Raw genomic sequence first — 14,377 nt, 5'->3', positions numbered from 1 at the left:
GCCTTATTTGAGGCTTGATACCCCGCCATGCCCTTTCGCTGAATAGTTACAATTAAGCACGTATTTCTTAAAGGAAATGAAAAATTCCTTGATCATACAAAGAGTGTTGCTTTATACGGCAAGATCTATTGGCGCAAGTCTGGCAAAAAACTTAATGTAGGTGACATTGTGTATCTTTTTATGTCAGGTAAAGGACATTATCAAATCAGATACAAATTAGAAGTAACCAACACAAGCGTGCCAAGACAAGACGAAAAATGTTGGTTGGCTCCATTTGTTCCTGATAATGATTGTTTTGAGTTCACTCCTGTTGCAGCCATGTATGAAGGCGAAGAACTTGGATATAATGAACTGGAATCAATAGGTATCAGCCGATATGTTCAGTATTCTATTCTAAATAATGAACAGATAAACATCATAGATAAATACTTTGAGTAGGACTATAACAGAAACTTTCATAGTCTTTTTGGGATGCAAAGGTCACCAGGTTTTAGTTGATGTGCAAGGCGCCTGGTTTCGGATAGTTACCAAGTAGCAGCCGCAAGGGGTTGCCACACCCCACAATACAGGCGGGCGCTTTTAGACCATTCTAAAAGCGCCCGCCTGCTGGTTTATCCCAATCGGCCATTAGACCGAGTTTCGCCTTAGCGCATGTACCACACGCCACCCCGCTCCACCATGGGAACGACCACTTGCTCGTTCAGGCTGTCGCCATAAACGAACCCGAGGAATACGGTGGCGACATGGCGCGCCGTGTCGGCCGTGGCCCTGACAACACGCACCTCCTTGATGCCGTGGTGCTCGTCTTTCTGCTGTCCCACAAACATCTTTGCGTTGGCAATGAGCTGCTCGCGGTAACTCTTGGGGATGGAGTCAGCGCGATAAGTGCCGTCTACAAAACTGGCATAGTCGCCCTGCAGCAGTTGCTCATAATAGACCTTCGCCGACTGGGCTGCCAGCTCGCTCGCATCGGGCCCCGTCGACTCGCCGCAGGCCACGAGAAGCGACAGAGGAAGAAATAAAAGAAGTAGCTTTTTCATCATTCGAACAATCGGGTTCTCCTAAGTGTCGACCGCCTGAACGCCATTCGGTCGGTCGGTTTCTCATAACACCTGGCGTAGGTTCGGCTCCTCCACGGGGCCACTCTACGGGCCTCAACGCAACGCGCCGTCCCACCCTCTTGGGCTACGGACGGCGCGGCAGAGACCTGCGGCCTCCTTATTTCTGTCGGATAAAGACGTTGATGGGGCAGCCATGGAGCGACCAGTTGTCGCGGATCTTGTTCTCCAAGAAACGGCGATAAGGCTCCTTGATATACTGCGGCAGGTTGGCGTAGAACACAAACGACGGGATCTGCGTGTTGGGCAACTGCGAGCAATACTTAATCTTGATATACTTACCCTTGGTCGACGGTGGCGGCGTCTGCTCGATGATGGGCAGCATCACCTCGTTGAGCTTCGTGGTTCCGATGTGGATGTGACGGTTCTGGTACACCTCCTTGGCGGTCTCGAGCACCTTGAAGATGCGCTGCTTGGTGAGCGCAGATGCGAAGATGATGGGGAAATCCACGAACGGGGCCATGCGGTTGTAGATGGCGTTCTTAAACGTGTCGATGACCTTCTGGTCCTTGTTCTCCACAAGATCCCACTTGTTGACCACCACGATGAGGCTCTTGTTGTTCTTCTGGATGAGCTGGAAGATGTTCATGTCCTGCGCCTCGATGCCACGTGTGGCGTCGACCATGAGGATGCAAACGTCGCTGTTCTCGATGGAACGGATGCTTCGCATCACACTGTAGAACTCCAGGTCCTCGGTGACCTTGTTCTTCTTTCTGATTCCCGCCGTATCGACGAGGTAGAAATCGAAGCCAAACTTATTGAAACGTGTGTAGATGCTGTCGCGCGTGGTGCCCGCAATCTCGGTCACGATGTTGCGGTCCTCGCCGATGAAAGCGTTGATGATGCTCGACTTACCGGCGTTAGGACGTCCCACCACGGCGAAGCGGGGAATGTCGTCGTCCACAATCTCCTTGGCCTCCTTGGGCAGCGTAGCGACCACAACATCGAGCAGGTCGCCCGTTCCGCCACCTGTGGCAGCGCTGATGCACTGGGGGTCGCCCAGTCCGAGCTTGTAGAACTCGGCGGCCTCGTAAGCCTCACCACTGTTGTCGACCTTGTTGGCCACAAGGATCACGGGCAGCTTGGCGCGGCGAAGAATGGTGGCCACGTCCTCATCCCAATCGGTGAGGCCCGTCTCCACATCCACGAGGAAGAGCACGAGGTCGGCCTCCTCGGTAGCCACCTTCACTTGTTCGCGGATGGCACCTTCGAAGATGTCGTCGGACTTCACTACCCATCCGCCGGTATCGACGATGGAGAACTCCTGTCCGTTCCATTGGCACTTGCCGTACTGGCGGTCGCGCGTGGTACCGGCTGTGTCACTGACGATGGCCTTGCGGCTTTGCGTCAGACGGTTGAAAAGCGTGGACTTGCCCACATTGGGCCGTCCAACTATCGCTACTAAGTTTGGCATATTCGTTCAGATTATTTTGTTTGTCAATGAAGCCCGGGCGCCGCATGGAACGTCGGTCCATCCGTTGTTGTTGCCCAAGGCTGTGCGCGCCAAGCCACCGGAAATGGCAGCCCGTGTGGCCACTCCTTACTGGGGATTGTAGCCGAAATGGGTGAGCTCGCGGTCGGAGTTGCGCCAATCCTTGTCGACCTTCACGAAAATCTCGAGGAAAATCTTCTTGTCGAAAAATTTCTCAAGGCTCTTTCGGGCCTCGGTCGACACCTTCTTCAGCGCCACGCCCTGGTGGCCGATGATGATGCCCTTCTGCGAGTCGCGCTCCACATAGATCACGGCGTTGATGCGTATGTGGGTGTCGTCTTCCTTGAAGCGTTCCACAACGACCTCCACCGAGTAGGGTATTTCCTTGTCGTAATAGCGCAGGATCTTCTCGCGGATAATCTCCGACACGAAGAACTTGGCGGGCTTGTCGGTGAGCTGGTCCTTATCGAAATAAGCGGGGCTCTCGGGCAGCAGCTCGCGTATGCGCTTCATGAGCATGTCGATGCCAAACTTGTTCTTGGCGGAGATGGGCAGTATCTCGGCGTTGGGCAACAGCTTGCTCCACTTCTCCACCAGTGCGCCCAGTAGTTGCGTGGGGTTGGGCGCGCCTTTCTTGGGCGCGTCGGTGGTGGCCAACTCGTCAATCTTGTTGATGAGCACAATGACGGGGATGGTCATCGTGCGCACCTTCTCGAGAAACTCCATGTTTTTCTCAGGGTCCTCCACCACATCGGTGACGTAGAGCAGCGTGTCGGCGTCGGCCAGGGCCGACTCGGATAACTGCAGCATCATCTCCTGCATCTTATAGTTGGGCTTGAGCACGCCGGGGGTGTCGGAGAACACGATTTGCGTGTCGTCCGTGTTGACGATGCCCATGATGCGATGGCGTGTGGTCTGGGCCTTGAATGTGGCAATGCTCAACTTCTCGCCGACGAGCTGGTTCATCAGCGTCGACTTTCCAACGTTGGGATTGCCCACGATGTTTACAAATCCTGCTTTGTGCATGCGTATGTAAAATATTGGATAGGGGTGATGGTATTGGGTTTGATGGGGTGTAGAGCGTAAAAGTGAGGGGTGTGATAAGAAGACAAAAGTCCAGAAGCTCAGTCACAACGCCTTGGCCTACGGCCCGAGGCTATTGCTTGTTGGAATGACTGGACTTCTGAACTTCCTGACTATGTTGTCGGTGTTGCTCGATCGCTATTATTTCTTTCCGGCTACGGCAGCTCCGTCGTATGCCCACTTGTAATAGGCTGCGCCGTGCACAAATCCCGCACCGAAAGCTGTTAGGATGAGTTTGTCGCCTTTTTTGAACCGATCTTCAAAGTCCCACATCGCCAAGGGGATGGTAGCCGAACTGGTGTTGCCATACCTCTCGATGTTGATGAGCACCTTCGACGGGTCGATTTCCGCGCGCTTGGCCACGGCCTCCTCAATGCGGAGGTTGGCTTGGTGGGGAATCACCCAGTCGACATCGCCGGGCGTGAGGTTGTTCTGCCTCATCACCTCCATCACGTCGTCGCTCATGTTGGTCACAGCATAGCGGAACACGGTGCGTCCCTCCTGATAGAGGTAGTGCAGTCGGTGGTCGACGGTGAAATGTGAGGGTGGGCAAACACTGCCGCCAGCCTTCAGGTGAAGGAAAGGCAAGCCCTTGCCGTCGGTGCGGAAGAACGAGCTCTGCACGCCGACGCCCTCTTCCTCGGTGGCTTCCATGAGCACGGCGCCTGCGCCATCGCCGAAGAGCACGCATGTCTGGCGGTCGGTATAGTCGACCACCGACGACATCTTGTCGGCTCCGATGACAATGATCTTCTTGTAGCGTCCGCTCTGAATCATCGAGGCCGCCATGTCCATCGTATAGAGGAATCCGCAGCACGCTGCCGAGAGGTCGAACGCAAAAGCGTTCTTCAATCCCAGCTTGCCGAGCACGATGCTGGCCGTGGAGGGAAACTTATAGTCGGGCGTGGTGGTGGTGACGATAAGTGCGTCGATGGTGTCGGGGTCGACACCCGTCTTTTGCAGGAGCTGCTTGGCGGCCTTGCGCGCCATGTAGCTGGTGCCAAGACCCTCCTCGGTGAGGATGCGGCGCTCCTTGATGCCCACACGCGTCTGTATCCACTCGTCGCTGGTGTCGACCATGCGCGACAACTCCTCGTTGTTGAGGACGTAGTCGGGCACATAGCCGCCAACGCCGGTGATAATCGCGTTGACCTTACCCATTATTCAGCTGCTTCCTTAACGATAGCTACCTTGCCACGATAGTAGCCGCAGGTGGGGCAAACCGTGTGGTAAACGTAATAAGCGCCGCAGTTGGGGCAAACAGCCAATGTGGGAGCTACTGCTCCGTCGTGGGTTCTACGCTTGAGTGTACGTGTCTTTGACTGACGTCTTTTAGGATGTGCCATTTTAAATAATAGTTTTAATTTGTTATTTTTAAATCTTTCAATGCCGCCCATCGGGAATCCACGGCTTTCTCTCCATCCTCGTCACCGCTTCGGGCGGCCGAATGTTCCTTGAGCACATTCATCATGGCAGGATTGCATTTTCCAGGTGCATGCACATGCCTGAGCGGGATGCTGAGCGCTATGGACTCGTAGACGAACCACGCCACATCGAGTATTCCTTCTTCCTCGCTTACCGTGACCACGTCGTCGTCCTCCGAGCCGGTGTCGCCGAGCTGAGCGGTGAGCCTGTCGTGGGTCTCAATGGGTTGGTCCATATCGTCGAGACAAACGTCGCAGGGCACCGTCACTGTGCCGGCAGTGTCGACAAGCAGTTCAAAGAGGTTGTCGCGGCGGTGGATGGTCAGTGTGCTGTGCAACTGGCCGCTCCTCACGTCGGGAGCGTCGATAGATGCAAAGAAATCATCACCGAGGTCGCGTTCCATTACGGTCTCGCCCTCGGGAAGGCTCTTCAAGTCGATCTTAAACTTCTCTAAACTTGGCATATCTACACTTTGGGTTGCAAAGTTACCACTTTTCCCTGATATAAAAACAATTTTTGGCAAAAAGTTGAATGTTAATGGGCTAAAATCGTATCCTCCACCCCTTTATCGGCCTCGCGAAAGCCTCAACGGCCGCTCCTCCACGCCTCTACACTCCTACGCGCTCCTATACATAATAGCCCCACTGGGCCATGCTCCTCCACCCGGCGGTGGGGCCTTCCTGAACGCCAACCCCTCCTGCCTCATGGGGCGGCACAAACGGTTGGCACCACCATCATGAACCGATAGGGGGCAGGCATCAACCGGCGCACGCTCCCAATGGTTTTCGCTTCTCAAAATACGCAACAATCTATACATCAATCTACACGTTTGTTTTCCACGACGCAAAGATTTGCCGCAAATACGCGATTCTCAGCGGGTTTTTGTAACAGATTGGCGGTCAGCGGGTTGCATGGTTAGCGCAATGTTCGGCTGATAATTTTGGGTGTTTGGCGTTGCGAAAGATGCCTTTTCGCAACGCCAAAGATGCCCATCGGCAAGACGAGACCTTCCCAATGGAGGCACGGTTAGCCATCTTTCGCAACTCGATACATGCCCAACGGCAACCGCTACGCTCATTTTAGCAGCGCCCATCCCGCAAAAACGGCGTTTTCGCGCGCTGGTTCGCACATAATCCCGACACAACTTTTCAGCAATAATATCCAACAATCTGCTGCGCCAACCCACCATCCTTCCACCCTCACCCAACAAGGCATAGGTGCCGTAAACCCCACAAAGAGCCACCAAAACCCCGCTACGGCATAAACCGTAGCGGGGCAATGTAACAACGGACGACCGATGAGCCCAACCTTAATCTTCGCTATCCATATAGTCGCCAATACGATATTCCATATCGGAAAATTCTTCAGCTACAGCGTCATAACCGAAGTCGGGCGTCAGCTGAAGGCGCTTCACATATTTCGGATTGACAGTCTTGTCGAAGTCTTTATTGGTCGACATGAAGTCCTCATATATACCAGCAGCCACCTCTACGGTAAACTTCATGGGCAGGTTACATTCGAAATAGGTCGCCACAAACATACAGGGCTTATCATTCGCCGAGGTGAAATATCGGGTGGTAAGGAGTTTGCCCCACTCATCATAGAGCTTCACACGCATTCCCTTGCGATAATAGTTCTTCATGCCCACATACTCCCATTCGGTCATGAAGCCATACTCGTAGTATTCATACTTCTCTCTGCCCATGTATTGGGTGAGCTGCTTCACCCGGGCACCCTCCTCCGGCTTGTAGAGCTTGTATTCCTCCACTTCCAACATTCGCTTCTTATCGTGCTCCACCACGGTTACCAAAGCGCTCCAGTCTTCGCTCTCGTCAAAGTTTTCCACATCAAACTTGATGGGGTATTTCTTGTTCTTCTCCAAGTTCATTCCAGGAGCCAGGTTCACCATCTTCACGATAGCGGTGCCTTTCCTGATGAGCAGGCACAGGTCGGAGAAGTGGTTGGGCTCTATCTTCTCGCGCCCTGCCCTTTGGAACGTCACGTGTCCCTCGAACCTCGTGGCGTTGCTCGTGCCACTCGACACGGGTGCCACCGACATTTCCTTGATTGTGGGGAAATAGTATTCGGTCTTGGTGGGGAGCTTGTCCTTCAGCAGGGATATGTTTCCAAACACGCTTCCCACTCCGGGTATGAGTTTCACCACGGTCGGCACCTTGTCGTTGATGCCATAAGCGTTGAACATGCTGGTCACTATAGCAACATTCTGCACCTTAAAGATTTCCAGGCCAACGCTGCGCTTGGTGACATCGTTGCCGGCCGTAAACTCATAGAAGCTATAGGGAAGCTTAATGCTGTTAGGGTTCTGCCATTCGCGCTTCGAGCACTTGAAGTTCTCGGCAAACGCATCCTCCACGCTGACTGTTGCACCCAGGCCACCGTCGAAAAGCGAGACGCCGAAAGCCGATACAAACGACAGATTTAAGCCAAAGGTGAAGTTCACCTTGTCGAAGGTTCGTTTTCCGGTATGGGTGTCGGTCGAACTGGTTGTGAACTGGCTATCCCTAAACTTCAGATAGGGCAAGGTCTCATAGCTCCGCTTACCCACCTCCATGCCGAAGATCAACTCTCCCTTATCAGTCCAGGTCCTATCTATGTGGTCGAATCCCATTTCGCTCTCCAGTTGGAACGATGAACCGATCGACAACACGAAAGGAATAATATCGACGCTCATGGAGGGAATAGGAATGCATGGCGGGCGCTCCACCGAGAACGGTCCCAGCAAACTGGTGTTGAGGGTGCCTGTTCCTGTGAGATTGATGGCTTGCTCCAGCGTAACGACATAATCGGTCTTCAACCAGAAGTCCATGCCGTCGCCACTGTCGTCGTAGTGGGCGTCGCAGTAAGCCCTCAGGCGGGCCTTGAACTCATGGTTCTTCTTGAAATTGCCGGTCCACACATAAGGTGTGGTTATCGGTGGCAGATTCTTGCTGTCGGCAGCATACCCAATGGTAAAGGTCTTGTCGAGAACAGGCGTGCCTGAGGGGCGGCCACGCGTAAGATACTGCTTGGCCAACGACTCGTCGGGGAGGCGGGTCCTCAGGTCGAACTTCAGCACCTTGAACACACGCTTGGTGCCGACGCTCTTACCGATACACTTATACTGGTCGCCCTCCTTGAACACGCGCTCGGCCTCGATGGCGATGCCAGCAAACAGCGAGTCGGCGGCATGGTACACCACCTCGCCCGTCTGGGGCAGCAACTCCTTGGGCATGCTGGTGCTGAAACTCACAAGCGAGTCTTTGATCTCAGCGATGTAGCCCTTGTAGTTGTCGTGGTTGAGCCATATCACATCCTCGTTAAACTGATACTGGGCATTGAGCGTCGAGCTTTTCACGTGGCGTGGCGCCGTGAATCCGTCGCCGTTGTTCTCTATGCCATCGTCGTCGGCCGTCGGCTCATCGACCAGCGAGTCGAAGGAGAGTGAGCACGAGGCCAGCAAGCCCACAAGGAGCAGGAGAAGGTAATGCAGTCGTTTCATATTGTCGTTGTTGTGTGTGGGTTAATGAATGGTGAAGGGTGAGGGGCTAACGCTGGATAGCGACGCGTCAGTCGATCCTCAAGCTGACGAGGTTCGACAGGGTGCCGTGGCTCTGTCCGTCGAACTCCACCTCATAATCGAACTCATAGAGCTTGAACGTGGAGCGGTCGATGGCTCGAAACTTGATGGTTTCGCCCAGCACCACGTCGCGGCGGCCACTAATGCGAAACACATAGTAGGGGATTCCTTTCCACTCCTGACGCACAGGCACGCCACGCAACTCGCCCGCCACAAAAGCTCCCACGAGCAGCATGTCGCTGGGCTGCCGTCCGTGCACGCTGATGTCGGCATACACCACCGTCTCGTTCATATACTCACCTTTCTGGTCGCGCCACGGGCCCACGACCCTCACCAGGCAGGTGTCGGCCACGGTGGCGTCGACCACCGACCGCGCCACCACCTTGCACACGCCGGCCTTGAGGGCCAAGAGCGAGTCGCCGGTCACCGTGGCGATGGAGTCGGCGTCGCTCTCCCACTCCACGCCCACGTCGCCCGAGACGGCTGGCATCACGAAGGCTATGAGGCGGCATGTGTCGCCGGCAAGAATGTCGATGGTGTCGCGATAGAGCACCATGGTGGGCTTTTGTTGAGAGTCATCCTCTTCGTAGGTGTAGAAGTCGCCACACGAGCACAGGGCTGCGGCTGTGAGCAGCAAGCACGCCGCGACACGTGCCAGGCTCAGCGATGACGAGGATAGATGTTGTAGCTTCATATCGACAAGATGTGAGTGGTTTGGAGATAGGGATTGTAGCTTATTGTTTCGTGGGCGCTGTCACCGTCACGATGTTCGAGGGGTTGCTGGAGCGTCCGTCGGAATAGAGAAGCACCACATAGTAGTCGGCGCTCTCGCCTGCCGACAACACACGGTCGGAGTGCATCAGATCGTTGAGGTCCTCTGAGATGAGATACTCGAAGGTGTCGCTGCCCGGCTTGCGGACATACACGCCCCAATAGCGCTCGCCTTCGGGCTGCTGGCCGTGGCAGTCCCACGAGAGGCGGGTGCGCCCGGCCTTGGCGTCGTAGCGTCCGATGAGCTTCAGCGTCACGTCGACGGCGGTGTTGCGGTCGTTCATGGCCGACACCACAAGGCTCGGTCCGGAGCTGATGCCGGTGGAATTGAACGACTCCACGACATACTCGTAGCGGCGCTGGTTGTTGAACGGCGGGTTGTCGTCGACGCACATGCGGTAATCGTTGGCAGCCACCTGATCGGCTTCGTAAGAGGCGATGAGCTCCCAGTCGGCCTGGCCCTCCAGTCGGCGATACACGTTGTGGAGGATGATGGCCTTGTCGGCGCCCACTATCCAGCAGAGGTGTATGCCGGCGGTGTCGACCACGAGGGTGTCGAGGTGCGCAGGCGTGGGCGGCAGCAAGTGGGGGCGCTCCACCTGCAACATGGCGGTGTAACGGCCGATGTTGGAGGCGTAGTCGGTGGCGCGCACACGGTAGTAGATGTACTTCTGGTTGACATCGACGGCCACCGAGTCGGTGAACGTGGTGTCGCGCATCTGCTGCGGCGAGATGATCATGAACTCATGCGTCGAGTCGTTGGCGGCCGCCACCTCGTAGAAGGCTATGTCGCCGCGGTCTTGCGGTGCGGGCGACCACGACAGGTGGATGCGGCCGTTGGGCTCCACGGTGGCCTTGAAGTTGAGGGGAGGCTCGGGAGCCTTCTTGTCCTCAATGCGCAGCTGCACGGGCATGGAGTAGCCCATGTTGCCGGCGGTGTCGACGGCGGCAATGGTGAGCATGCCCGTTGCCAAGCCCGTCACGTCGACGGTAAGCACCGTGTCGTGCGGATTATACATCGTTTCGGTGAGGCGCTTCCATTGCTTGCCGGTGTAGCGCTCGTTGTAGTAAAGGGGCATCAGGCCGATGCAGTCGTCCTCTACATAGGGCTTCTCTACCTCGATGTGGGCGGTGATGGTCTGCAGGGAGTCGGGGTTGCCATCGCGGTCGATGAGGATGCGGCGAACGACGGGTGCCGTCGGGGCGTCGAGGTCGCCCACACGCACCTTATGGGTGGTGGAGCTGACGAGCAGGTCGCCGAAAGCATCGTAGGCCAGCACGCGATACTCGTACACGCCGGGCTTCTCAACCACGTCGGCATAGCGGCTGGTGTTCTCCTGTGTAAGCCCCAAGTCGAGCGCTGAGGTGTAGGGGCGCTTCGTGAGGCGCTGCCACTCCGTCTCGCCCTCCAGGCGACGCTCCACCTCGAAGGCCGAGTTGACGGCGTCTTCCCAGCGAAGCAACACGTTCAGGGCCTTGCCCACCGAGTCGCTGTAAGCGGGGGTGTAGGTCATCGGCTTATACTTGGTGCAGGTAACCTCCACCTGTCCGGGCGCGATGGGCAGACGGCCGTGCGGATCGCGCTTGGCGGGCTGCAGGATATACTCGTAGCGCACGCCGGGCTTCACGTCGCGGTCCACATAGCGCAGACCGATGGCTTGCGCCACGTCGGGACGCCATTCGCTCACCATCTCGGCGAAGGCAAACTTGGTTTGCTGATCGTCGTAAACCTCGAGCATGGCACCCACCGCGCCGTAGGGCTCGCGCGTCTGGCCTGGCATCACCTCGCCCTTGCCATAGAGCATGCCCACGGCCACGAAGGCCAGTGAGTCGCTCTCGGGATAGCGGGCACGCAACTGCTCAAGCGTCTGCGGGCGTATGCCCTTGGCAATGAGGTCGTCGTGGTATTGGCCGCTCTTGTCGGTGTAGATGCGATAGAGGTTGTAGCCCACCTGGTTGAGGTAGTTCCACGTCACGAAGTCCTCGGGCGCCCAGCGCAGCACAATGCTGTCGCCGTAGCAGCGCGCCAGCAGGTTGATGGCTGCGGGCTTCGCCTTCACGGGCGTGGCATGGGCCGAGTCGGGCTTCAGCACGAAGATGCTACTGTCCTTCTGGCTATCGGTCACCTCGGCCGACGACCTGTTGGCGCGACCGGGCGCAAGGATGGCCGATGCCGACACCGCCATAAGGAGCGATGCCAGAAGTGTTGCTATGACCTTGTGTCTTTTCATAATCCGTTGTTTTTTATGTTTACTTTGATGTTAGTGGATAGGATATTCTCGTCATCTGACGCGTTTACGCCGGGTGGGCGTGGAGGTCGTGGTCGAAGAACCGGTGGCCGCCTTCCGTACCGGCGTGGTGGTCGTAGATTTCTTCGTCGGCGTATTTGTGGTGTTAGACGTTGCGCCACCCGTCGACGTGCTGCCCGACGTTGAGCTCGAACTGCTGGTGCCGGTCGACGTGCCCGTTATGGTGCCGGTCGGCACGCGCTTCAGGGGTCGCTCTGTTTCCACTTTCGATGTAGAGGTGGTGTCGGCCGTCTCGGTGTTGATCGGTCCCGACTCACGGTTCTGCTTCGTAGCGTCGGCGCGCTCAATGTCGCCCCTCGTCAGGGTGCCAACCTTCTCCACCGTAGTGGGCGGCGTAGGTGTGACAGTGACAGGCTTCCTGATCGGAGCCTCGTCGGTCTTGGGAGCCGACTCTATCAAGTTGTGATTCTTATCATACTTGTTGCCGTCCTTGTCAACCCAGTTGCCATCAGCGTCAAGCTTGTGGTTCTTAAGCCAGTCTAACGCTTCCTCCAGTTCCATTTCCTTCCTGATCTGCCCAGGCGTCTTGGTGTTGTTCATCAGGAAGTCTTGCTTGGAAGCGGAACTTGAGCCTACAGGCTTGTTCGTCGTGCCTGTACCGCCCGTCGTGCCTGTGCCGCCTGTCGTGCCTGTGCCGCCTGTTGGGCTACTGATCACCAAGCCACCATCGTTGGGGAATCGGTTGAGGTCGGCCACCGTGGTCGGCACAAAGCCCTCTGGCTTGTCGTCGAAGGCCGAGCGCAACAAGATGTTCACCACAGGAGCGTTGTAGGTCATGACACTCTTATAGCGTCCCTTCGTCATGTCGTACAGGTCGGGGATGGCCACATACTCGCCGCTATTGAGGTCGAACGTGTTGACACGGTATGCCTGCACCTTCACGTAGTTAATGCCCTTCAGCGCCTTGGCATAATCGAACGGGCGGTAATCGGCAGAGGTCTCGTCGGCGAGCGCTGTCCACACCTTCTTCTGATTGTCCTGGGCGAATCGGTCGACCAGTTCCTTCGACTGTCCCTCAAACTCGAAGATGTCGTTCGGATCGAGCAGGTACGTGGTGAGCGCCATCTGATAGAACGGCACCGACGCCTTGGCGTACTTTCTGACGAACGAGAAGCTTGTCGAAGCAACGAAGCTGCTGTCTTGCTTATCGGTGTTCACGTTCATGTATAAGCCGTTGCGCTCTTCCAGATAACTGGAAACGAGATTCTTCAGCTTTCCCTTTTGCTTAAACAGGCTGTTCGCACGGGTCATCTCGCTCTGCAAGCTGACGCTGACTCGTCTTGCGAGACCATACACATCCGTGATGTTGCGTAAAGCCTCTGAAGACAAGCGGGCAAATCGCTCGTGTAGCATTCCAACATTAACGCCACCCATACGGAAGTTGCCCACGAGAGCCACATCCTCCTCAGGTTTGTCCAACTCGCGAACGGGGAAGTAGTCGCGCTCAGGACAGTAAACCAGGGTGTTGAAGAGATCCTTGGCGCCTTGGAACACATTGCGTGAGCCATTACGGCCAAGCAAGCCGGCATACAAGCCGCCGTTACCCACTGCCAACAACGACTCGGTGGTGGTAACGCCGATGTTGTACTTCAACAGTTGGGCTCGCCAACCACCTACCAAAGCGAAGTTGCTCAACCAGCTGAGGTAGAAGAAGGGGTCGCGCTGGATCCAATAACCGTTGACATCATTGACGAGCATCGCCGAATAGTCGGTGTGGTTGGGGAAATAGTCGTACTTACGGGTGTTCACCTCGTAGTCGATGAGGCGCGACGTGACGAACGGCTTCTCATACTGCGTCGTATAACCACCGAGGTCTTCGCCGCCCTGCCATGAGGATGACGTTATGGTGAGGGGCAGGTATGCCAGGTTGATGGTGTCGACAACCTCGTAAGGAATCTCCTCTTCGGCCGTAAACTTCTTAGTGGTGTACATGTTGGCATTGCTTGCCAGGCCGTCGAGGATCTTACGGATCTCGTTATCGACCAGACCACGCGACTTCCACTGCTTATAGAAAGTCTCCGCCAATTGCTTTCGGTTCTTGTCAATAGCCGTATTGCTACCGGATGGCGACGTGGCACCAAACTTCGATGATGTGCCGCCAACCTTCTGACCGTTCACGGTGCTGCCCGCACCCTTCGCCCCGCTCGTGCCTGTCATGCCGGCCGTTGCCCTTGAGGGAGGCAACGAGCTCGACGAACTGCCCGAAGAGGAAGCACCATGAGCGTTCATATACTGCCTGATGTCGGGTACCAACTCCCTCCAAGTGTTGATGGCCTGCTGGGTAGGCATGGCGCCTCCATTGGCCTTCGTGAGCAACAGGGTGAACGAGGTTGGAGACGTCTTTTCCTTCTCCACCATTTCTTTCCTCGTCATAGTCCTCGTGGTAATGTAGTCGAGGCTCAGGTCGACGTCGACATCATATCTGCCATTCGACACATCGCTAAGGCCGTCCTCCGGGGCAATGATGTTGCAACTAACCACCTTCTTCTTTGAAGCGGGAAGTATCGAGGTCATCGTCTTCACCACAGCGTCCTTGGTGGAGTAGAGTTGGCGTCCGTCCTTCTTGTCATACACATACTGTCGCCATATCATCTTGTCGCCCGGCTTCTTAAACCCAAATCGGTCATTAGAAAAAGTTTCTTGTCATTTTCTAATGACCGCC

11 protein-coding genes are annotated in these 14,377 nt (G+C 56.0%); 1 reads left to right on the top strand and 10 read right to left on the bottom strand.

The annotated features are described in order from the left end of the window. Positions 1-180 precede the first annotated feature (180 nt). The gene (locus tag WKK33_RS11095) at positions 181-438 is read left to right on the top strand and encodes a hypothetical protein (protein WP_337933879.1); all 258 of its coding nucleotides are present in this window, start codon (positions 181-183) and stop codon (positions 436-438) included. A 206-nt stretch (positions 439-644) separates the two neighbouring features. On the opposite strand, the gene WKK33_RS11090 is transcribed toward WKK33_RS11095, so the two are convergent. From WKK33_RS11090 to WKK33_RS11045, 10 genes are all read right to left on the bottom strand, one after another. Beyond that, complete coding sequence (locus WKK33_RS11090) at positions 645-1,040, bottom strand: hypothetical protein (protein WP_337933881.1); 396 nt, start codon at positions 1,038-1,040, stop codon at positions 645-647. Positions 1,041-1,218: 178 nt separating this feature from the next. Further along, positions 1,219-2,532: a ribosome biogenesis GTPase Der gene (gene der / locus WKK33_RS11085; protein WP_215759895.1), complete on the bottom strand. Its 1,314-nt coding sequence runs from the start codon at positions 2,530-2,532 to the stop codon at positions 1,219-1,221. Between the two features lie 126 nt (positions 2,533-2,658). Continuing rightward, a complete protein-coding gene (gene era, locus WKK33_RS11080; RefSeq protein ID WP_337933877.1) occupies positions 2,659-3,576 on the bottom strand; it encodes a GTPase Era in 918 nt (305 codons plus the stop codon). Between the two features lie 198 nt (positions 3,577-3,774). Beyond that, the gene (locus WKK33_RS11075) at positions 3,775-4,794 is read right to left on the bottom strand and encodes a beta-ketoacyl-ACP synthase III (protein ID WP_215759897.1); all 1,020 of its coding nucleotides are present in this window, start codon (positions 4,792-4,794) and stop codon (positions 3,775-3,777) included. Then, complete coding sequence (gene rpmF / locus WKK33_RS11070) at positions 4,794-4,979, bottom strand: 50S ribosomal protein L32 (protein WP_215759898.1); 186 nt, start codon at positions 4,977-4,979, stop codon at positions 4,794-4,796. The genes WKK33_RS11075 and rpmF overlap by 1 nt, the downstream gene beginning before the upstream one ends. Positions 4,980-4,993: 14 nt before the next feature. Further along, a complete protein-coding gene (locus WKK33_RS11065; protein ID WP_215759899.1) occupies positions 4,994-5,521 on the bottom strand; it encodes a DUF177 domain-containing protein in 528 nt (175 codons plus the stop codon). Between the two features lie 846 nt (positions 5,522-6,367). Continuing rightward, a complete protein-coding gene (locus WKK33_RS11060) occupies positions 6,368-8,557 on the bottom strand; it encodes a hypothetical protein (RefSeq protein WP_337933876.1) in 2,190 nt (729 codons plus the stop codon). Between the two features lie 67 nt (positions 8,558-8,624). After that, complete coding sequence (locus WKK33_RS11055) at positions 8,625-9,329, bottom strand: Ig-like domain-containing protein (RefSeq protein WP_215759904.1); 705 nt, start codon at positions 9,327-9,329, stop codon at positions 8,625-8,627. A gap of 40 nt (positions 9,330-9,369) precedes the next feature. After that, the gene (locus WKK33_RS11050; protein ID WP_337933874.1) at positions 9,370-11,637 is read right to left on the bottom strand and encodes a fibronectin type III domain-containing protein; all 2,268 of its coding nucleotides are present in this window, start codon (positions 11,635-11,637) and stop codon (positions 9,370-9,372) included. Positions 11,638-11,688: 51 nt separating this feature from the next. Further along, the gene (locus WKK33_RS11045) at positions 11,689-14,307 is read right to left on the bottom strand and encodes a hypothetical protein (RefSeq protein WP_337933872.1); all 2,619 of its coding nucleotides are present in this window, start codon (positions 14,305-14,307) and stop codon (positions 11,689-11,691) included. Between the last annotated feature and the right edge of the window lie 70 nt (positions 14,308-14,377).

Source organism: Hallella sp. (genome assembly GCF_037460745.1).
Lineage (GTDB): Bacteria > Bacteroidota > Bacteroidia > Bacteroidales > Bacteroidaceae > Prevotella > Prevotella faecis.
This window is presented reverse-complemented; position numbering and strand designations above follow the sequence as displayed.

Excerpts from the sequence above, each read along its gene's own strand:
- WKK33_RS11095 (WP_337933879.1), top strand. The coding sequence starts at position 181 with ATGTCAGGTAAAGGACATTATCAAATCAGATACAAATTAGAAGTAACC.
- WKK33_RS11090 (WP_337933881.1), bottom strand. The coding sequence starts at position 1,040 with ATGAAAAAGCTACTTCTTTTATTTCTTCCTCTGTCGCTTCTCGTGGCC.
- der (WP_215759895.1), bottom strand. The coding sequence starts at position 2,532 with ATGCCAAACTTAGTAGCGATAGTTGGACGGCCCAATGTGGGCAAGTCC.
- era (WP_337933877.1), bottom strand. The coding sequence starts at position 3,576 with ATGCACAAAGCAGGATTTGTAAACATCGTGGGCAATCCCAACGTTGGA.
- WKK33_RS11075 (WP_215759897.1), bottom strand. The coding sequence starts at position 4,794 with ATGGGTAAGGTCAACGCGATTATCACCGGCGTTGGCGGCTATGTGCCC.
- rpmF (WP_215759898.1), bottom strand. The coding sequence starts at position 4,979 with ATGGCACATCCTAAAAGACGTCAGTCAAAGACACGTACACTCAAGCGT.
- WKK33_RS11065 (WP_215759899.1), bottom strand. The coding sequence starts at position 5,521 with ATGCCAAGTTTAGAGAAGTTTAAGATCGACTTGAAGAGCCTTCCCGAG.
- WKK33_RS11060 (WP_337933876.1), bottom strand. The coding sequence starts at position 8,557 with ATGAAACGACTGCATTACCTTCTCCTGCTCCTTGTGGGCTTGCTGGCC.
- WKK33_RS11055 (WP_215759904.1), bottom strand. The coding sequence starts at position 9,329 with ATGAAGCTACAACATCTATCCTCGTCATCGCTGAGCCTGGCACGTGTC.
- WKK33_RS11050 (WP_337933874.1), bottom strand. The coding sequence starts at position 11,637 with ATGAAAAGACACAAGGTCATAGCAACACTTCTGGCATCGCTCCTTATG.
- WKK33_RS11045 (WP_337933872.1), bottom strand. The coding sequence starts at position 14,307 with ATGATATGGCGACAGTATGTGTATGACAAGAAGGACGGACGCCAACTC.